This is a genomic window from Adhaeribacter aerolatus (genome assembly GCF_007991635.1).
Taxonomy (GTDB): Bacteria; Bacteroidota; Bacteroidia; order Cytophagales; family Hymenobacteraceae; genus Adhaeribacter; species Adhaeribacter aerolatus.
Genome location: NZ_BJYS01000035.1, coordinates 16,073 through 35,666 on the forward strand (window position 1 = coordinate 16,073; position 19,594 = coordinate 35,666).

General features: G+C 43.2%; 15 protein-coding genes. 7 read left to right on the plus strand and 8 right to left on the minus strand.

Annotated features, from left to right (window positions below):
* Positions 1 to 245: 245 nt before the first annotated feature.
* The gene (locus AAE02nite_RS20275) at positions 246 to 494 is read right to left on the minus strand and encodes a hypothetical protein (protein WP_146902233.1); all 249 of its coding nucleotides are present in this window, start codon (positions 492 to 494) and stop codon (positions 246 to 248) included.
* Between the two features lie 418 nt (positions 495 to 912).
* On the opposite strand from AAE02nite_RS20275, the gene AAE02nite_RS20280 reads away from it, so the two are divergent.
* A complete protein-coding gene (locus AAE02nite_RS20280) occupies positions 913 to 1,572 on the plus strand; it encodes a protein-L-isoaspartate(D-aspartate) O-methyltransferase (RefSeq protein WP_246151201.1) in 660 nt (219 codons plus the stop codon).
* Positions 1,573 to 1,957: 385 nt separating this feature from the next.
* Here the strand turns inward: AAE02nite_RS20280 and AAE02nite_RS20285 are convergent, their stop codons facing one another.
* Entirely contained in the window at positions 1,958 to 2,494 is a 537-nt protein-coding gene (locus AAE02nite_RS20285; RefSeq protein WP_146902239.1) for a hypothetical protein, read from the minus strand.
* A gap of 875 nt (positions 2,495 to 3,369) precedes the next feature.
* On the opposite strand from AAE02nite_RS20285, the gene rhaT reads away from it, so the two are divergent.
* The 4 genes from rhaT (at position 3,370) to AAE02nite_RS20305 (ending at position 9,714) form a co-directional block, all read left to right on the plus strand.
* Positions 3,370 to 4,440 (plus strand): L-rhamnose/proton symporter RhaT, encoded by a 1,071-nt coding sequence (rhaT, locus tag AAE02nite_RS20290; RefSeq protein ID WP_146902242.1) that lies wholly within the window; start codon positions 3,370 to 3,372, stop codon positions 4,438 to 4,440.
* Positions 4,441 to 4,678: 238 nt separating this feature from the next.
* A complete protein-coding gene (locus AAE02nite_RS20295) occupies positions 4,679 to 6,805 on the plus strand; it encodes a bifunctional aldolase/short-chain dehydrogenase (protein ID WP_146902245.1) in 2,127 nt (708 codons plus the stop codon).
* A gap of 177 nt (positions 6,806 to 6,982) precedes the next feature.
* Positions 6,983 to 8,266, plus strand: a complete 1,284-nt coding sequence (locus AAE02nite_RS20300) for a sugar isomerase (RefSeq protein ID WP_146902248.1) — start codon at positions 6,983 to 6,985, stop codon at positions 8,264 to 8,266.
* 128 nt (positions 8,267 to 8,394) lie between these two features.
* Positions 8,395 to 9,714, plus strand: a complete 1,320-nt coding sequence (locus AAE02nite_RS20305) for an FGGY-family carbohydrate kinase (protein WP_146902251.1) — start codon at positions 8,395 to 8,397, stop codon at positions 9,712 to 9,714.
* Positions 9,715 to 9,850: 136 nt separating this feature from the next.
* Here the strand turns inward: AAE02nite_RS20305 and AAE02nite_RS20310 are convergent, their stop codons facing one another.
* Complete coding sequence (locus AAE02nite_RS20310) at positions 9,851 to 10,627, minus strand: NUDIX hydrolase (protein ID WP_146902254.1); 777 nt, start codon at positions 10,625 to 10,627, stop codon at positions 9,851 to 9,853.
* Between the two features lie 158 nt (positions 10,628 to 10,785).
* Between AAE02nite_RS20310 and AAE02nite_RS20315 the strand changes: the two genes are divergently transcribed.
* Together AAE02nite_RS20315 and AAE02nite_RS20320 are read left to right on the plus strand one after the other, a co-directional pair.
* A complete protein-coding gene (locus AAE02nite_RS20315) occupies positions 10,786 to 11,172 on the plus strand; it encodes a hypothetical protein (RefSeq protein ID WP_146902257.1) in 387 nt (128 codons plus the stop codon).
* 39 nt (positions 11,173 to 11,211) lie between these two features.
* Entirely contained in the window at positions 11,212 to 14,964 is a 3,753-nt protein-coding gene (locus tag AAE02nite_RS20320) for a ThuA domain-containing protein (protein WP_246151202.1), read from the plus strand.
* A gap of 139 nt (positions 14,965 to 15,103) precedes the next feature.
* Here AAE02nite_RS20320 and AAE02nite_RS20325 read toward each other — a convergent pair whose 3' ends face one another.
* The 5 genes from AAE02nite_RS20325 to AAE02nite_RS20345 all read right to left on the minus strand — a co-directional run bounded on the left by AAE02nite_RS20325 (position 15,104) and on the right by AAE02nite_RS20345 (position 19,345).
* Entirely contained in the window at positions 15,104 to 15,817 is a 714-nt protein-coding gene (locus AAE02nite_RS20325) for a LytR/AlgR family response regulator transcription factor (protein ID WP_146902260.1), read from the minus strand.
* Complete coding sequence (locus AAE02nite_RS20330; protein WP_146902263.1) at positions 15,814 to 16,929, minus strand: sensor histidine kinase; 1,116 nt, start codon at positions 16,927 to 16,929, stop codon at positions 15,814 to 15,816. Before AAE02nite_RS20330 ends, AAE02nite_RS20325 begins: the two co-directional genes overlap by 4 nt.
* Before the next feature lie 81 nt (positions 16,930 to 17,010).
* Positions 17,011 to 17,721, minus strand: a complete 711-nt coding sequence (locus AAE02nite_RS20335; protein WP_146902266.1) for a hypothetical protein — start codon at positions 17,719 to 17,721, stop codon at positions 17,011 to 17,013.
* Between the two features lie 12 nt (positions 17,722 to 17,733).
* Positions 17,734 to 18,492 carry a hypothetical protein gene (locus AAE02nite_RS20340; protein ID WP_146902269.1) on the minus strand — a complete coding sequence of 253 codons (759 nt, stop codon included), beginning with the start codon at positions 18,490 to 18,492 and terminating at the stop codon, positions 17,734 to 17,736.
* Complete coding sequence (locus AAE02nite_RS20345; protein WP_146902272.1) at positions 18,479 to 19,345, minus strand: ABC transporter ATP-binding protein; 867 nt, start codon at positions 19,343 to 19,345, stop codon at positions 18,479 to 18,481. The genes AAE02nite_RS20340 and AAE02nite_RS20345 overlap by 14 nt, the downstream gene beginning before the upstream one ends.
* Positions 19,346 to 19,594 lie beyond the last annotated feature (249 nt).

The window sequence follows — 19,594 nt, forward strand, 5'->3', positions numbered from 1 at the left end:
CTTTATAATCAGAAACATAAAAGGAGTAATTTTACGTAAGGCTGGGCAGCCTGTTTTGCCAACATACAGATAAAATACAATTTACGTATTTTAACCTATAAATCTTTAGCTGTACTAAGGTGAGTACGTATTATTAACGCCGAAAGGAAAACGGTTTTATAAATCGGCAGGAATATACCTTAGCTGCTAATATTAAGCACCGTTAATTAAATACATAGAGAAGCAACGGAGAGAGAAATGAAGTATCAGATAAGCTTTTGCTGTTGGTAATGTGCAAATTCTTTGCTGGAAATTATTTCGTAGGTAACATCCGGCGCACCGGACATCGGGTGAAAATGTTTTACCCGTTTAAGATATTCGCCTTCGGGAGTTTTGTAAATTATATAAATTTTATCGCAGGCTTCTGTCTCACTGCCCGTAGCCAGAATTTCGCAAAGACGGATATTATAATCTTTGTTGTTCGTGGCCTTAACCAAATAGTCTTTCTGATTCATCTGCCAGTTTTATCGGTTAGGAAAGCAAATATAAAACCGGGAGAAAATACGAGACAAGCCTTACGTTTTAAATAAATTAAGGTTACAAAAAATTTCTGTTAACAATTAATATTAGCAAGTTACAATAAACTATAACATATTAAACAGACAATATTATCTAGTATATTGATTACTAACGATTTAATATTTGGGTATAAATTTAATATCGGCTGGATTAGAATTATCCTATCATAATATAATCTGCTTGTCCTTTAATTTTTTTGTCTGAACCAGAAGAACTTATTCTATAAGTAAAAGTATAAAAACTGATCCCCCGTCAGTTTATTTAAGAACGTATAGTGTTCACAGTTATGTAGTTGACTGGTAAGAAAATTCTAGTAAATGTATGTTACTCCCTGTTTCTCTTCTGCTTCTTTTTATGCTTATAAATTCGCCTGCCCAGGAAGATGCTTACTTAAATAAAAGAGAAGCAATGGTGGAGCAACAGATTAAAGCCCGGGGAGTTAAAGATAAATTGGTGCTAAAGGCCATGCGTACCGTTAAACGGCATTTGTTTGTGCCGCTATCCCAGGCCGACGAAGCCTATACCGACTCCCCCTTGCCTATCGGTCACGGCCAAACCATTTCGCAGCCTTATATGGTGGCATACATGACGGAGGTACTCAGACCCAATCCGCAAATGAAAGTTTTGGAAATAGGTACGGGTTCAGGTTATCAGGCGGCGGTTCTGGCCGAAATTGTCCGGCAGGTTTACACCATCGAGATTGTTCCGGAACATGGGGAGCTCGCGGCCAAACGATTAAAAAACTTGGGTTATCGCAATGTGCAGGTAAAGGTAGGCGACGGCTATCTGGGCTGGCCGGATTATGCTCCTTTTGATGCCATTATTGTAACGGCCGGTGCCGAATCGGTGCCGCCTCCGCTGCTGGAACAACTGAAAGAAGGTGGCAAAATGGTTATCCCGGTGGGCTTGCCCAACAGGACGCAAACGCTGAAAGTGATAGAAAAGAAAAATGGCAAAGCTGTTTCCAAAAATCTGATGCCGGTAATATTTGTTCCGTTTACCCGGGACAAGTAGAAACAAATACTGCTTCCAGGCGCTAGCTCTCTTATATTGTTTTCTTGATAAAGTAATCTGGTTTGAAACAGGCTGGCTCTAATAAAATTATTTAAGCCGCAAAAGCTAATTAACTGCCGGATAAATTTATCTGCCGATTAAATACTGGCTGAGTTGCACCTTGGCAGGTTAATAAAAGGAAAAAGCCTGACTACTTACGGGTAGAAAGGCTTTTGCCGGTTTTCACACTTTTATGAATAGAAGAAATTTTCGGTCTGGTTAAATTTAGGTTTAATTTTATCTTAAGAGGTAAGGAATGTAAGGTTAAAGATTCTAATTGTGGCGCTTGAAGCGCAACGTAAATCAGAAGTTCCACTCTTACTTAGCCGCACTATATCTTAAACCTTTATAGTTTCACGGTAACGCCTAACCGCAGGGCCGATACACCATAACCTACTTCACCAAAGGCTCCCACTTTTTCGTTAAAATAATAGCGGGTACCTACATGGCCGCCTAAAAATACGCTGGCTGAAGAATAAGGGCTATCATAATTTTCGATACCAACATTATCTTTGTAAGAGGCGGTTCTGATGCCCAAAGATAAACCGGCATACGGATCAAATTTTTCATCGGCCATTCCCAGCTCTTTCAGCAAATCGCCTAAATGGTAAGAGCCGCGGGCACCAAAATACAGGAAGTTGTAGCTCCAGCGGTAACCGCCCCAATTACGGGCGTAACGGGCATAATCTACAAAGCCGCCCACGGCAATATTATCTTTAATGCCCACTTCTACCGAAGCGCCAATTGGCAAACCGCCGGCATTGTAAACGCCAAGGCCGATACCGGCATTAACATTTATGCCCCGTCCACCATCTTGGGCTTGAGCAGAGAACAAGGCAAAGGAACAGAAGAGGCACACCAGGAGTAAAGTAACTTTTTTCATAGTTTTGGTTCGTTTTTTTATTAGTTATACAGTTCGTTTTATAATTGAATAGTTAAAAATCAGCCATTCAAAAAAGGAGATTAATAGATTTTAAGTTCGCGCCCGCAGAAGCAAATTGATCTTCCAGGGTTAAATCCGGCGGCTTAAGCGCCAGGTGAGTCAGGTTATATTCAGGTTGTTTTAACTAAGTTTTTTCAGTCTATCATTAAACTCCTTTCTGTTTAGGTTTATTTTGTTTTATTGCTGTAAATATAGCAGCTATCCGAAGCCATGAACAAATCATTGTGGCTGAATACCGGAAAACGTTCTTTGAATTCGGCAAATTGTCGATTGAATGCCGGAACAGACTAGAACAAAATGAATTGGGGATAAACTTGTACTTTTATAAAGTAAAATCACGTGAACACATTAGTTCCGAAGAGGTGCCTTAATCAAACAAGTTTTGCTGATTGGTTTGAATAAATCGGTTTTAAGGCTAGTTTTCATAATTAAGCAGAAGTAAAAATTCAGGCAATATTAAGCCAAACCAGCTATCCTGCACTATCCTGCCGCGGCAATGGCTTTTTGCTAATTTCCCTTTATTTCATTTTTTTTACCCGGTACCAACTTGTTCCTTTAAATATTTTCTTAGCAAAATATTTAAACATTACTCATCTTTACCCGCCTAACCAGCGCTTATTTTTTAACAGGATATTTATACAAAAGAAATAGTAAGAGAAAAGGATACCACAGGATACGCTAAATATAAATCCTATTTACATTAGGCCATAAATGTTTCTTTAACACTATATACATTTATTTGCCTTGTGGTTTGGATGCTGTTTTTAACACTATTCAGACATAAATCTTAAATCAATCAACAATTAACCACCAACATGCAAGTACTTTTTGGCTTATTTTATCATTTTATTGGGGGCTTCGCTTCCGGTAGTTTCTATATACCTTATAATAAAGTAAAAAAATGGGCATGGGAAAGTTATTGGCTGGTAGGTGGCATTTTTTCCTGGCTGATTGTGCCACCTTTAGGAGCGGCTCTTACGGCACCGGGCTACCTGGAAACTTTATTTAATACCGACACCACCACTTTGTTTTATACGTATCTCATGGGTTTGTTGTGGGGTATTGGCGGTTTAACGTTTGGACTAACCATGCGCTACCTGGGCTTGTCGCTGGGTATGGCCATTGTACTGGGCTTCTGCGCGGCTTTCGGAACCCTCATCCCGCCAATATTTTATGAATTTTTCGGGCGATCCGGCAATGCCAAAACCATCTCCGAATTATTAAGCACCACCTCCGGCCTGGTTACGTTTGGGGGTGTTATGCTTACACTGGTAGGCATTGCCATTTGCGGTAAAGCCGGCACCATGAAAGAAAAAGAACTTTCGCCCGAACAAAAAACCGAGAATATTAAAGAATTTAATTTCCCGAAAGGCTTGCTGGTGGCTATTTTCTCCGGCGTGCTAAGTGCTTTTATGTCGTTTGGGTACGAAACCGGCAAGCCTATTGCCGAAGCCACTGTAGCCAAAGGCATCGACCCGTTGTGGCAAAACAATCCGGTATTAGTAGTAATATTGTTGGGCGGGTTAACCACCAACTTTATCTGGTGTATTTATTTAAACTTTAAAAATAAAACCGGCGGCGATTATGTAAACAAAGCTACCCCGCTGGCGCGTAATTATATGTTCTCGGCTATAGCGGGTACTACCTGGTACCTGCAGTTTTTCTTTTATGGCATGGGCGAGAGTCTTTTTTCGGCTAATGGTTTAGGATTTTCGAGCTGGACGCTACACATGGCGTTCATTATTATCGTAAGTAATATCTGGGGTATTTATTTTAACGAATGGAAAGGCGCCAGCCCCAAGACCATGCGCGTGATTATACTGGGCATTGCTACGGTTATTTTATCGACGATGGTGGTGGGTTATGGTAATTACCTCGCCTCTTAAACATTAAAATTTAGCTGCCAGGTTAGCTACCATTAAAAAAATTACCGTTAACAGTTGTAAAAAGCGATCTTTTTTAAGAAAAATATAACCGATCGCAGGATAGTACAGGATGGATTACCCCTTCCGGGTTTTTAGATTTGTTAACTACCGCTTCCTGAAATTAAGTTTTCGGCAACCGGTTACATAATCAAACGCATAAGTAAGAGCAAATTAATTTTTTAATATTCATATTAATAACATGGAAAATACGGTAGATAAAATTTCTTATAAGTATGTAAGTTATCTTTGGGACGAAGAAGTAGCAAGCTCGTTGGGTAACGACGAAGTAGCCCTTTTAATCTATCGTTCTAACCTGTTAGGTGCCGACTTACGGTTAACCAACTACGCCGGCGGCAATACTAGTTGTAAAGTAATGGAAACTGATCCGCTTACCGGCCAGGATGTAGAAGTAATGTGGGTAAAAGGCTCGGGCGGTGACCTGGGGACGTTAAAGAAAAGCGGTTTGGCCGCTCTTTACGTAGATAAACTGCACAGCCTGAAAAAACGCTACCGGGGTTTAGAAAACGAAGACGAAATGGTAGGTTTGTTTAACCATTGCATCTACGACCTCGATTCCAAAGCCCCTTCCATCGATACGCCTTTACACGCTTTTTTACCTTTTAAACACATCGACCACCTGCACCCCGATGCTATTATTGCCATTGCGGCTGCTAAAAACGGCGAGCAGATAACCAAAGAATTGTTTGGTGGCAAACTGGCCTGGGTTCCCTGGCAAAAGCCCGGTTTCGATTTGGGTTTAATTCTGGAAAGAACGGTACAGGAAAATCCCGGCATAACTGGTTTAATTTTGGGTAGCCACGGCCTATTTACCTGGGGCGATACGGCTTACGAAAGCTACATTAATACTTTAGAAACCATCGAACGCGCTTCGGAATACCTGAACGAAAACTACGGCAAAAACCGCCCGGTATTTGGTGGAGCTAAAATTCAGTCCTTGCCCAAGGAACAGCGTTTAGAAAAAGCCAATACTTTAATTCCTTTGCTACGGGGTTTGTGCTCCAGCCAGAACCGCATGATTGGCCACTTCACCGATGATGAGCGGGTATTGGAATATATTAACAGCAACGATTTAGACAAACTGGCGCCGTTGGGCACCAGTTGCCCCGACCACTTTTTGCGTACCAAAATCCGTCCGCTGGTGCTAAACTTAACCCCTGATGCCGATTTATCTGATACCCAGCAACTGAAAGAACAATTGGTACAGCAGTTTGAAGATTACCGCGCCGATTACAATGCATATTACGAGCGTTGCAAGCACACCAACAGCCCGGCCGTGCGCGATACCAACCCGGTAATTATTTTGTACCCTGGCGTAGGCATGTTCTCGTTTGCGAAAGATAAGCAGACCGCCCGGGTTTCGAGCGAGTTCTATATTAATGCCATTAACGTAATGCGCGGTGCCGAAGCCATTTCGGAATACCAGGGTTTGCCCGAGCAGGAAGCCTTTAACATTGAATACTGGTTATTGGAAGAAGCCAAGCTGCAACGCATGCCGAAAGAAAAACCACTTTCGCGGAAAATTGCCCTGGTAACTGGCGGTTCCGGAGGGATTGGTAAAGCCATCGCTGAAAAATTAGCCCAGGAAGGTGCCTGCGTGGTTATTACCGACATGAACGAAAAGGCCTTGAATGAGGTAAACGACGAATTCAAAAAAGCATTTGGCAAAGACACTGCTGTAACAGCTACATTAAACGTTACCGATGGCAACGCCATTGTAAATGCCTTTAAAACGGCTAATTTAAGCTTTGGCGGGGTTGATATTATTGTAAACTGCGCCGGCTTATCTATTTCTAAATCTATTGCCGATACCACCGAAGCCGATTACGATATTTTACAGGATGTTTTGGTGAAAGGTCAGTTCCTGGTTTCTAAAGAAGGCTTGGGAATATTGCGCAAGCAGCAAACCGGCGGCGATATTGTAAATATTGTGAGCAAAAACGCGCTGGTATCCGGCCCCAATAACGTAGCCTATGGTACCGCCAAAGCTGCCCAGTTGCACATGTCGCGACTAATGGCTGCGGAACTAGGACCCGAAAAAATTCGCGTAAACGTAGTAAATCCGGATGCTGTAATCCGGGGTAGCAAAATTTGGGAAAGCGGTTGGGCTGCCGGTCGGGCCAAAGCCTACGGTATTTCCATTGAAGAGCTGCCGGCTTATTATGCCAAACGCACTGTGTTAAACGAAGAAATATTAGCCGAAGATATTGCCAACGCGGTATTCTTATGCGTAGGCGGCTTGCTGCACAAGAGCACCGGCAACGTAATAAACGTAGATGGTGGCGTACCAGCCGCTTTTGTACGCTAATTTGCAGAAATAGTCGGTAACCGTGGGCCGGTTTGTTTTGGTTAAAAATTTGGGTGGTTTATTAACTTTAACTTTTTTCTGAGCTAACTCGGAAAAGCCACCCGCGGTACCGCTATCTCTTTTCAAAGTTATAGTAAACCCTAATATTATTCACCACAAATTTTTGAATTTAAAATAATGATTTTAGATAAATCGCTCCTCGATCAGCATAACAGCCAGGGAAATGCCTTGCACCAAAAAAAGTATGGGTTGTTAGCTTCTGTTCTGCAGGACGAAGGGCACAACGTGAATACTATTCTGGAGCGTTTAGCCGCCTTCCAGGTAGCCATTCCGAGCTGGGCTTTGGGTACGGGTGGCACGCGTTTTGGCCGGTTTGCCGGTGGCGGTGAGCCCCGCAGTCTCGAAGAAAAGATTGAAGACGTGGGTTTGCTCCACGCCCTGAACCAATCGAGTGGGGCTATTTCGCTGCACATTCCCTGGGATATTCCGCAAAACCCAAAAGCCATTCAGCAACTGGCCGCTTCTTTTGAACTGAAGTTCGATGCCGTTAATTCAAATACGTTCCAGGACCAGGAAAACCAGGATTACTCTTATAAATTTGGTTCGTTGTCGCATACCGATAAAGCCGTGCGTGATCAGGCCATTGCCCATAATGTAGAAGTTATCCGGCACGGGGTAGAACTAGGTTCCAAATCTTTAACCATCTGGCTTTCGGATGGCACTGATTTCCCGGGTCAGCAGAATTTCCGGCGTTCTTTTGCCCGTACGTTAGATTCTTTTGAGCAGATTTACGCCCAGCTACCCGCTGATTGGAAAGTATTCATCGAGTACAAACCTTACGAGCCGCACTTCTACTCTACCGTAGTTGCCGACTGGGGTTCTTCGCTCCTTTTCTGCCAGAAACTCGGCGAAAAAGCATTGGGTTTGGTCGATTTAGGTCACCATTTACCCAACACTAATATCGAGCAAATTGTATCGCGTTTTTTGATGGAAGGCAAATTAGGTGGGTTCCACTTCAACGACTCTAAATACGGCGACGATGATTTAACCGTAGGCGCCATGCGACCTTACCAGTTGTTCTTAATATTTAACGAACTGGTAGACGGCATGACCAGCAGCGAGATTAAAAATCCGGAACTAAGCTGGATGATAGATGCCAGCCACAACATAAAAGATCCGCTCGAAGATTTAATGCAGTCGGTAGAAGCCATCATGATTGCCTATGCCCAAGCGTTGATTATTAATCGGCCGGCGCTGGAAAAAGCACAGCTTCAGAATGATGCTACTTTGGCCCAGGAAATATTGCAAAACGCTTACCGCACCGATGTAAGACCTTTGCTGGCTGAGGCCCGTTTTAAGGCCGGCGCTGCTTTAAACCCGGTTGGTTTTTACCGCGAGCAGAAAATCCGGAAAGAGTTAATAAAACAGCGGGGCGAAAAAACCTACTCTACTGGTTTGTAATTTCCCGGCAAAGTTCTATATTAAAGAAATATTACAAAAACAGCAGCCTCAGGCACCTGGGTGTCTGGGGCTGCTGCCATTAACATCCCGTTCTTAATTTTCCACCATTTTTAAACACCCGATTGCGTATGGTATCTTGTGTGGCAGTTTTCGATATTGGCAAAACAAATAAAAAGTGTATTCTTTTCGACCATTATTTTAATATTATTCATGAAATAGAAGCACGGTTATCTGAAATTAAGGATGATGACGGCTATCCCTGCGAAGATGTAGATAGGCTTACCGCCTGGCTGCTGGCTACCTGGAAAGAACTGGAAGCTGACGAACGGTTTGATGTAATTGGGGTAAACTTTACCACCTACGGCGCCAGCATGGTGCATTTAAACGCGCAACTTAAACCCGCTACGCCGCTTTACTCCTACTTAAAACCGTATCCCGAAGATTTAGAAAAACAATTTTACGACCGCTACGGTGATAAATTAACTTTTGCTACCATTACTGCTTCGCCTAACCTGGGTATGCTCAATTCGGGTCTGCAATTGTACTGGCTGAAATACAAAAAACCAGAGCTTTTCGCCAAAATAAAAACCTCGCTCCATTTGCCCCAGTACGTTTCTTTCTTGTTCTCGGGCAATATGGTATCGGAATATACCAGCATTGGCTGCCACACCGGCCTCTGGAACTTCGAAACCAAATGCTACCATAACTGGGTTTACGAAGAAAATATTATTAGCCTCTTACCCCGGATTACCGAACAACGCAATACCTTCAGTACCAATTTCCGGAAGAAAAGAATACCGGCCGGCATTGGATTGCACGACAGCTCTTCGGCTCTGATTCCTTACCTGTATAAATACACTGATCCGTTTTTACTGCTTTCAACCGGTACCTGGGGCATTACCTTAAACCCATTTGCCAAAGAAAATTTAACCAAGGAAGAGTTGCAGCAGGATTGTTTAAATTTTCTAACCTACAACGGCCAGCGGGTAAAAGCATCGCGTATGTTTATTGGCAACGAACACGAAGAACAGGTTAAAAAATTAGCCACCCATTACAACAAACCCGCTGATTATTTTAAAATAGTTACCTACAATCCGGCCTACATCAAGCCCCTGACTGATGAGCCTGTGACACCGGATGAAAGCACTTTAACGGCTACTAAAACAACCAAGCTTAATATTCAGTTAGATTTTGCCCAATTCGAAACTTACGAGGAGGCTTATCATGTGCTCATGCAAAAAATTACCGAGCCCCAGGTAGAAGCCATTCGCCTGGCTGGTGAATACAACCTGAGTAGTTTCGAATATTTATTAGTAGACGGCGGCTTTAGCAAAAATAAAATATTCATGCACCTGCTACAGGCTAACTTCCCGGATTTGAATATTGTTATTTCGGAAAACTCGCAAGGAACTGCACTAGGGGCAGCCATGATTCTGAATATCTGGTAAGCTATTAAGCAAGGTTTTAAATATTCACAAAATAAAACAGCAACGCCTACCAATCTGGTAGGCGTTGCTGTTTTATAGTCTAAATTAAAAGCTAATAATTTGCTTTTATACCGTAGCGCGCTAGACTATAAGAAAACTAGTAAGTATGCACGATTCCTTCTTGTAAGGCATGCTCATACTGTTCTTTTTCAAACTGGTATAAGTAAGGCGAGCGGTGCGCGCCAATCGACCGGCGTTCATCTAATTTTTTAATCAATCCTAAAGCAATTAACTTTTTAGAAAAATTGCGCTGGTCCAGCTCTTTGCCCAGAATGGTTTCGTAGAGCGTGTGAATTTCCGGAATAGTAAATTTTTCGGGCAATAGGTTGTAGCCAATAGGTTGGTGGTAAATCTGAAGCCGGAGGGTTAATAAAGCTTTCTCCACCGTTTCATTCTGGTCAAATAATATTGGAGGAATATCACTTACATCGAACCAATGGTAATCTTCGGTAAAAAAGTCGGTCGTAACGGAAACCTTCGAATAATCTACTAAGGCAAAATAGCCAATCGATAAGGTTCGCTCCAGCAGCCAATTATTTGGCTCAACTTCTAACCCAAATTTTTCTTTGTATTCACTGGCATTTCTTTCCTGAACCCGGTATGGCGAATCGCCAAAAACATGAAACTGCTGTAAAAATAAGTCGCTTAGGCTGGTTTTCTCATGCAGAATGCGATAAGCAGCCTGGCTCAAAAGTTCTCTGCGTTTAATAAAACCGCCAGGTAGTCCCCACCCATCAAGTCCCTTCCAACGAAGCAATAAAATTTTAAGCTTCTGCTGGTGGTAGCCAAATATTACGGGGTCGATGCTCACATGCGGCAGGTATTCTTGGTGGCCGTTATGCACAAAGTCATTTACTTCTTCTAGCGTGTTCATAAAACAAAATTAAAATTTTATTCTGTAAAATTTACGCATTGTAAAAGAAAGTTCTTTATCTTTATTCCGTAAAATTTACAATTTGAAGTTACTTACTTCTAAAGCACTCATTTCTTAATCCTTTTTACTTATCCATTCACCTAAAACCCTTATTAATCATGAAAAAGTTAAGCACCCTTTTCGTTCTTAGTTTCTTATCTCTACTGGTTTTTGCAACCAATTTGCAGGCCCAAACTGCTCCTGCCGATTATTTTGCCGGTACCTGGAATGTTAAGGCTTTTGGATTACCCGACGGTGATACCGAAATGATTTTATTATTTGAGAAAAAGGACGGTAAACTCACCGGCGGCATTTTGGATCCTGCTACTAAAAAAGTTGCCAATCCTTTCACGAAGGTGGAACTGGCCGGCAATAAAGTAACCGCTTATTTTATGGCTCCGGAACACAATATGGAAGTTTACCTGAACTTAGAAAAGAAAGATGATACTGCGGTGAAAGGCAGCATTATGGACATGTTCAACATGGAAGGGTCGAAAGCCAAGTAAGACCATTCAGTCCTGTAATCGGATAAATATCTTTTATATATGATGCAATATTTCTCTTTACCGCTCCGGAGAATTTTCGGAGCGGTATTACTTTGCCTGCTAACCATTGGTTTGTGGTCTTATGTAGTTGTGAAAGACCCTCCGCGCATTTTAGTGTTCAGCAAAACCGCCGGTTTCCGGCACGGCTCTATTGAAGCAGGCCAAAAAGCTTTTCAGCAGCTAGGCAAACAAAACGGCTTTACGGTAGATTTAACCGAAAATTCCGATCAGTTTGATGAAGCCAATCTGAAGCGTTACCAGGCTGTGGTATTTTTAAATACGACCGGCGACGTACTAAATGCGCAGCAACAGAATGCCTTCGAGCGCTACATTCAGGCGGGTGGCGGTTACTTAGGTATTCACGCCGCCGCCGATACCGAATACGAGTGGCCTTGGTACAATAAACTGGCCGGCGCATGGTTCGATAATCATCCTAACCCGGATAACGTGCAGAAAGGTACGTTTGTGGTGATAGATAAAAGCCACCCAGCCACCAGCTTTTTACCGGAGCGTTGGGAGCGGACCGATGAATTTTATTCTTACAAAAATATCAGCCCGGCCATAAAGGTTTTGTTAAAAATAGATGAAAAAACCTACCGGGGCGGTACCAACGGCGATAACCATCCCATGGCCTGGTACCAGGAATTTGATGGCGGCCGCTCGTTTTACACCGCCGGTGGTCACACCGATGCTTCGTTCTCGGAACCATTATTTTTGAAGCATTTGTCTGCTGGTTTAAATTATGTAATGGGTGGTAGTACGCCCAAGCCTTTAGATTACACCAAGGTTAAAACCAAAAAAATGCCGGAAGAAAATCGCTTTGCCAAAGTGATACTGGAAGAAAAGCTAGATGAACCAATGGAGTTAACTGTGCTGCCAGATAACCGGGTACTGTTTATAGAACGAGGCGGCAATGTAAAGCTTTATAGCCCGGCGACTGGCAAAACCAAGGTAATCACTAAAATTCCGGTGAATACCAAAGTAACCGATAAAGAAGGAAAAGTAGGTAACGATGAAGCAGGCTTACTCAGTTTAACCAAAGATCCCAACTTTACTAAAAACGGGTGGGTTTACCTGTATTACGCGCCGGAAGGCCCGGAGCCCAAAAATATTTTGGCCCGCTACGAAATGAAAGGCGATGAACTGGTATTGAGTTCCAAAAAGGTAATGTTGGAAGTAGCTACCCAGCGGGAAATCAGCGGCCACGCTGGTGGTTCACTGGCCTTTGATGCAAAAGGCAACCTGTATCTGTCTACCGGCGATAATATTAATCCCCATGGCTCTAATGGCTACAGCCCTTCGGATGAACGTCCGGGCCGGTCGCCGTTTGATGCCCAGATGACTTCGGGCAACACCAATGATTTGCGCGGTAAGATTCTGCGGATTCATCCGGAAGCAGATGGCTCCTACACCATCCCGGAAGGAAATTTATTCCCAAAAGGCACGCCTAAAACCCGGCCGGAAATTTACACCATGGGCCACCGGAATCCTTTTAGAATCTCGATTGACCAAAAAACCGGTTATTTATATTGGGGAGATATTGGACCAGATGCCGCCCAACCTGGTGAAAAACGTGGACCGGCCGGCCAAGATGAAGTAGGGCAGGCCCGAAAGGCAGGTAATTACGGCTGGCCGTATTTTGTGGGCGATAACAAAGCTTATTACAAGTACGATTTTACTACCAATCAATCCGGCGAACTATACGACCCGGCAAAACCCGTAAATAACTCACCTAATAACACCGGTTTAAACCAATTACCACCAGCCCAGAAAGCTTTCATTTGGTACAGCTATGCCGATTCAAAAGAATTCCCGTTAGTGGGCGCTGGTGGACGTTCCGCAATGGCGGGGCCGGTTTATTACCAAGACCAGTTTAAAAACGCCAAGCGTCCTTTCCCGAACTACTACGACGGCAAACTCCTAACTTACGAGTGGATGCGGGGTTGGCTAATGGCAGTTACCTTAGACAAAGATGGTAATTACGTTTCGATGGAGCGGATTATGCCTAGCCATAAGTTCTCCAATCCTACCGATTTGGAGTTTGGTCCGGATGGTGATTTGTATATGCTGGAATACGGCAGTGGCTGGTTTACCCAAAACGACGATGCCCGGCTGGTTCGAATCGAGTACAATGCCGGCAACCGCAAACCAGTGGTGCAGCTAGCTTCGAGTAAAAGAGGTGGGGCTGTTCCGTTCAAAGCGCAGCTTTCTTCCAGAGGAACCAAAGACGCGGATAACGATGCCTTGAAATATTCTTGGAAAGTGACGGCTCAAAACGGTGGTGTTACCAAAACCTTTACCGAAGCTAACCCGACCATGTTGTTTGATAAGCCGGGCGTTTACAAAGCCACGCTTACGGTAACGGATGCGAAAGGCGGCAGCAGTTCCCGCTCGCTGGAAATTATGGCCGGCAATGAAGAACCGGTGCTCAGTTTCGAATCCAAAACCAGCAACCAGACGTTTTTCTTTCCTAATCAGCCATTTGAATACGAAGTAAAGGTAAGCGATAAGGAAGATGGCAGCCTTGCGAATGGTAAAATAAAACCAGAAGCCGTAGCAGTTACCATTGATTACTTACCGGAAGGATTTGATTTAGTAGCCATTGCCCAGGGCCATCGGAGTGCCGATGCCGCCGCCGGGGTGGTGAAAGGCCAGAGCTTAATCGAAAGCAGCGATTGCAAAGCTTGCCATAGTATCGATAAGAAATCAGTGGGGCCGGCCTACAAACAGGTAGCCTTGAAGTACAAAAATGACGTTGGAGCCACCGAACGGCTGGCTAAGAAAGTTATTTCTGGTGGCAGCGGGGTGTGGGGCGAAGTAGCCATGAGTGCCCATCCGCAACTAGCGTCAACAGATGCCACAGAAATGGTGAAGTATATTTTAAGCCTTTCTGAGGAGAAAAAAGCGGTAAATACGCTTCCGGTAAAAGGCAGTTATCCTATTACAATTCCAGCCGGTGAAAAAGGAGATGGCCGGTTTATTGTGCGGGCAGCCTATAAAGATAAGGGCAGTAAGGGCATTCCGGCTATTACCGCCGAAAAAACCATGCTTTTGCGCAGTGCTAAAATCCAGGCGGGAAAAGCTGATAAAACCGACGGTGTTATGAAATACGGCACCGTCATTATTGCTTCCGTAAAGAATTCTCATATTGGCTTTAATAACCTGGATTTAACCGGCATTGAACAGATTAAATTTACCGCTAGTGCGCCAAAAGCTCAGTTGAATGCCGCAGGCGGAATCATTGAAGTTCGTTTGGATGCACCTACCGGAAAACTAGTGGGACAAACCGCTATGATTTCGCCGCCGGAACCAGGCGCCAGCAATGCGCCGGTAATAGCGAAACTCGCGGCCGCAACCAGCATGCACGACATTTATTTTGTCTTTAAAAATGATAAAGCACCGGCCGGACAAGCCTTATTTGTGGTAATGGATCTGGAGTTTCAAACCAGCCAATCTGCTAACGCTAAACCAGCCACTTCGCAAAGCAAAGTTTCGGCTAAAGAATTAGAAGCTTTTACCGGAAAGTATAAAATGACCGGACTGCCTTTTGAGTTTATCGAGGTAACGTTTAAAGATGGCGCACTGCGCATGAATGCCGGCGGTAACGAAGGGGACCTTACCCCTGCCGCAGCAGCCGGTGTTTTTTCAGGAGCCAATGATTCGGTAATTAGTTTTGGCCGGAATGCTGATCAGAAAATTTCTACTCTTAGCCTGAAAGTGCAGGGCATGAACTTCGAAGGAATTAAACAGTAAGAAATTTTTCTGCTTATTCCCGGGAGCTATTTCTGGCAGATAAAAATTACTTGCCAGGAATAACTACCGGGAATAAATTTATCAAACCGAAACAATAAGCTGCCATTACCCTGTTTACAAAACAACTGCTCCATTAGATCTAACAATTGCTGATGTGTAGTTTCCGGTATAGCTCCTCTTTATAGTTGGCCCCAATGGGAATTTCGGTATCTCCAATGAATACCATGTTCCCGTAAATAGAAGTAATTTTTGCCGAATTAATAATATAAGAGCGGTGTACCCGCTGAAATAAATCGGTTGGAAAAGCGGCCTCTAAAAGTTTTAAATGCATACTGATCAATATTTTTTTATCCCTAAGGTAAAGGGTACTAAAGTCTTTTTCGGCCCGAATGTATTGAATATCATTGAGGTGAATTTTTAACAAACGGCCATCGTGTTTTACAAAAATAAAGGCAGGTTTTTCTTCGGCGGGTTTTAAAGGATTTTGTTTTAAGGCCAACAATTCCTGTACCCTTTCCACCGCCTGAAAAAACCGATTTATGGTAATAGGTTTCAGCAGGTAATCGGCAGCGTGTAAAGCAAAACCATCTACGGCGTAATGGCTGTAAGCCGTGGTAAAAACTACCAAGGGCGGGTTCTTCAGGGAGCGTAGAAAATCAATACCAGAGATAACGGGCATTTGAATATCCAGAAACATCACCTCTACTTCCGCCTGCACTAAAACTTCGTAAGCTTCTTCGGCATTGATACAGGATTTTACCAGTTCCCAACCCGGCACCTTGCGCAGGTACGTCTGAATAATTTCGCGGGCCAGCGGCTCATCATCTACAATCAGGCAGCGAATTAGTTTCATGTGAGGTTTATGGTTAGCCTGGTAATATATTCCGTTCCTTCGATTTGGGCCTGGTAAGTATGCTTGCCCGGATAATAGATAGCCAGCCGTTTTTGCAGGTTCACCAAGCCAATGCCGCCGGTTTTATTTTTTTTTTGCCTTGGCTCAAAAGTGTTACGGCTACAAAAATGCAGTATTTGGTCCTGAACGGCCAGCTTAATCAGGATTTCCGACGATTGCGGGGCATCCAGGTTATATTTAAAAGCGTTTTCAATAACCGGCATAAACAACAAGGGCGGAATAAAATATTTATTATTATCAGTGATATATTCAAAATTTACAGGAGTATGATTCAGCCGTAGTTTTTCCAGTTCCAGGTAATTTTTAATCAACCCAATTTCTTTGTCCAGGGCTATTTTCTCTTCCGCCGAATCGTACAAGGTATAGCGCATAAAATCCGAAAGCCGGGCTACCGTTTCGGCGGATTGCTCGTTGCGGCCATGCATAATTAGCCCATACAAATTATTTAGGGTATTAAACAAAAAATGCGGATTTAGCTGGGCTTTCAGAAAATTTAGCTCCAACTGAATATTATCCCGGTTCAGCTTCAGGTTTTGAATATATTGACGATGATATTCCAGGCCCGCTTTCAGGGCAATGGCTGGCATAATATATACAATCAGCCCAAACAAAACGCCTAAACTTACCACCCTTGACGATACCACCGGCAACCAACCCCGCTGTAAATATCCGTAATAATTTTCTTGCGTTTTTATTACCGCTTCCCGGCACTCTTGGCACAGGTTTAAGATGAGCATTTCGCCGGCATAATCTAAAATGGTAAATAAAATTAATAAGCCTAACCCCGCTGCTAAAGCCGCTAACCACTTTTTTTTAGAGATTAGTTTTAAGCCAACCAAGTAAACCAGCGGGTAATAAATAAGAATGATACTGAGGGTACCCCGTAAAGGACTCATGTACGCTAGTGGAGTATGGCGATAGGGGTTAAAAGATATGGAATTAAAATACCAGATGCTGCCAAAAAATATTAGCCAGAAAAGCACATGCGACGCAATTCGCCAGCCAAGCTTACTTTGTCTTTGCTGTAATAAGGTGTCCAGGGACAGGCGCATAAACCGGTTTGCCGTAAAATAATTTAAATGGTATATCGGCCGCCTAAGTTTTAGAAAGCCTTGCTTAAGATAGTAGAAAAATTATTCGGTTGGTTGCGCTGACATTTGGCCTTGCCGGTTAAAAAGCTGTGTCAAAGTTTGGTTCGATAAAACGACTACCGCACTATCGCCGACCTGGTGTTTTAAAGCAGAAAAGTGAATATTTTTCAGGAAGCCAACAGTAGCGTTTTGCAGGTTTAAGTTAAAGTTTTCCGCCATATTTTTACCATCAAAGTTAAACCGGCTCTGCTCCGCGGCCCGGATATTTAGTACCGGGAATTGGCAGTTACTAATATTAGCCACCGCTTGGCCCGTTAATTCTAAATCCAAATTGGTTTTCTGAAAATGCATAATCCGGACAAAGGTGTTTTGATTAGTTATTTTCGCCACCGAATTGGTTTTAATTATGATGCCAGCCGGGGTAGTATTTTTCTCGGCTTGCTCCAGCGGAATATTTGCCCCCGAAAATATTATTTCTAAAGTATCTCCTAGCCGCTTAGTTTTCAAAAAACTTTTTCTCCGGCGCAACACGGTTAGGCTGGTGCTGGAATCCTGTTGAATGTCAATGGGGTAGCCGTTGCTGCCGCTTATCTTTAATACTTTAAAAGCCGGAATATTACTGGTTTCATAATTCCGCAACGGGTCGTTTAAATCTATTTTAGCAGCTTCTTTTTTCAGGATAAAGCCGGTGGTTACCATGCCCGCGGTCAGTACCAGGGCCAGTAGCAGCAGGGCTATATTACTTTGTTTCATCTTTCTGGTGTTTTAAATTTCCTTTTCCCGAAAACGCAGCCAGGTAATGCCCCAAAAAACAACTGGTAAAACAAACCGGACGAAAAAATTGCTCAGGTTATCCAGACTTTCGGGGAGGGTAACGTAAACATTTTCGCCTTGGTGTTCAAACTGGAAACCACTCAGGGGAGTGCTGGAATTAATATTTTCGATGCCGGAAATAACCATCATCAAAAAATTATTCAGGTAGTTTAAGCTTATTAGCACCAGCAGAAGTGCCAGTAGGGTTTTGATAAAGCTGAGCTTGTAAAAGTAAACGCTGCCCAGCAAAATAATGCCGTTAAACAAAAAGTAAGTAAAAATTAACCAGTAAAATCCATTCCGAAATAGATTCAGCGGCGTGGTACTGTATTCTTTATAGGTTAACCACACAAACAACCAATCGGCCAGGTAAAATATACTTAAGTACACCACCAAAAAAGCAAACCCCGATAAAAAGATGGCCGCTATAACTTTCTCGGCGGCAGTGGCGGGAATGCCTAATAGCCAGATCCCTTTTGCTGGCACAGAAAACTCCTGGAACATGGTAGCTGTGAAAATGCCCCCGCTTAGAAAAAGCCCAATCAAAAATACTCCGTTTTGCACCGCGCCGGCGAAACTATCGCGCCATTGGTGCACCAACAAAAACAATAAAGAAAGTAACCCGAACAATGCCACGCTACCCAAAAGGTAAAGCTGGTAATGCTCTTTAAGCTGGCGCTTCAGGAGCAGCGATACATTAATTAATTTCATATTCCGGCTGTTTTTGGGTGGCTGAAAAAACTTTTTGTAAAGCAACTTTATGCTCCAGCAAGGCATTAAATAGCAGTTCCATATCCAGGTAGCTAGTTTTTCCGGTGGTATTTTCGGCGATGTAAGGCCACCCATTCGGGGCTTTGTCCTGGTAAAGTACAGCAGAATTGGGCAAAGGAATGGCCGAGGTTCCAAAGTAAAGCCTTTTCAGAATTTCGTCCTTAGCGGCATGCAACAACACTTCTCCTTTATCCAGAATAATCAGGGCGCTAATCAGTTCATCCAAATCCCGGACCTGGTGCGAAGAAATTATTACCAGTCGATCGGGTTTAAACGCATCTTTTATCATGTTCCGAAAAACAACTTTCGCCGGAATATCGAGCCCGTTGGTTGGTTCGTCCAGAATGAGCACCCGGGTATTAGTAGCTAAGGCAAAACCAATTAAGGTTTTCTTTTTCTGGCCGAAAGACAAGGAAAGTAATTTCCGGCTGGGTTCTATGCCAAATGCATCCAGGTAGGATTGGTATTGGTTTAAATCAAAATTTGGGTAAAAAGGCGCGTAAACCCGAATGAATTGTTTAACCGTTAGGTTGGGCAAATAGCATTCTTCCGGAATAAAGAATATATCCTTCAAAAAGCTTACCTGCCTCTGCTTGGGTTCCAGCCCAAAAACGTGACAAGTGCCGGTAGTAGGAAATAAAATGCCGCCAATATTTTTGATTAAAGTAGATTTGCCCGCGCCATTTTTACCAAGCAAACCGTAGATCTGGCCCGGCAGCAGCTCCAGGTTTAATCCCCGAAATAACTCCTGGTTCCGGGAATAGCGGTAATAAAAATTTTCTAGTTTTATCATCCGGAAAAGCAGTTTATTTAAACAAGGCTAACCTTATTCTGCTTTAATCCGAAGAAATATCGACCAATCCCGCTAATATTCCAACCAAACCGATTTAATAAGCAACGAAATAAATCGGGTTTATGCAGGCAGGAGATTTTAAATAGATAAAAATTCTAAATACCTGAAAATACAAAAAACAAAAATGATTAACGCTTAAGAAATCCATAATTGTCATTCAGGAGGAACCTATTTAGCAGATAGCCAAAA

Excerpts from the sequence above, each read along its gene's own strand:
- AAE02nite_RS20275 (WP_146902233.1), bottom strand. The coding sequence starts at position 494 with ATGAATCAGAAAGACTATTTGGTTAAGGCCACGAACAACAAAGATTAT.
- AAE02nite_RS20280 (WP_246151201.1), top strand. The coding sequence starts at position 913 with ATGCTTATAAATTCGCCTGCCCAGGAAGATGCTTACTTAAATAAAAGA.
- AAE02nite_RS20285 (WP_146902239.1), bottom strand. The coding sequence starts at position 2,494 with ATGAAAAAAGTTACTTTACTCCTGGTGTGCCTCTTCTGTTCCTTTGCC.
- rhaT (WP_146902242.1), top strand. The coding sequence starts at position 3,370 with ATGCAAGTACTTTTTGGCTTATTTTATCATTTTATTGGGGGCTTCGCT.
- AAE02nite_RS20295 (WP_146902245.1), top strand. The coding sequence starts at position 4,679 with ATGGAAAATACGGTAGATAAAATTTCTTATAAGTATGTAAGTTATCTT.
- AAE02nite_RS20300 (WP_146902248.1), top strand. The coding sequence starts at position 6,983 with ATGATTTTAGATAAATCGCTCCTCGATCAGCATAACAGCCAGGGAAAT.
- AAE02nite_RS20305 (WP_146902251.1), top strand. The coding sequence starts at position 8,395 with ATGGTATCTTGTGTGGCAGTTTTCGATATTGGCAAAACAAATAAAAAG.
- AAE02nite_RS20310 (WP_146902254.1), bottom strand. The coding sequence starts at position 10,627 with ATGAACACGCTAGAAGAAGTAAATGACTTTGTGCATAACGGCCACCAA.
- AAE02nite_RS20315 (WP_146902257.1), top strand. The coding sequence starts at position 10,786 with ATGAAAAAGTTAAGCACCCTTTTCGTTCTTAGTTTCTTATCTCTACTG.
- AAE02nite_RS20320 (WP_246151202.1), top strand. The coding sequence starts at position 11,212 with ATGATGCAATATTTCTCTTTACCGCTCCGGAGAATTTTCGGAGCGGTA.
- AAE02nite_RS20325 (WP_146902260.1), bottom strand. The coding sequence starts at position 15,817 with ATGAAACTAATTCGCTGCCTGATTGTAGATGATGAGCCGCTGGCCCGC.
- AAE02nite_RS20330 (WP_146902263.1), bottom strand. The coding sequence starts at position 16,929 with ATGCGCCTGTCCCTGGACACCTTATTACAGCAAAGACAAAGTAAGCTT.
- AAE02nite_RS20335 (WP_146902266.1), bottom strand. The coding sequence starts at position 17,721 with ATGAAACAAAGTAATATAGCCCTGCTGCTACTGGCCCTGGTACTGACC.
- AAE02nite_RS20340 (WP_146902269.1), bottom strand. The coding sequence starts at position 18,492 with ATGAAATTAATTAATGTATCGCTGCTCCTGAAGCGCCAGCTTAAAGAG.
- AAE02nite_RS20345 (WP_146902272.1), bottom strand. The coding sequence starts at position 19,345 with ATGATAAAACTAGAAAATTTTTATTACCGCTATTCCCGGAACCAGGAG.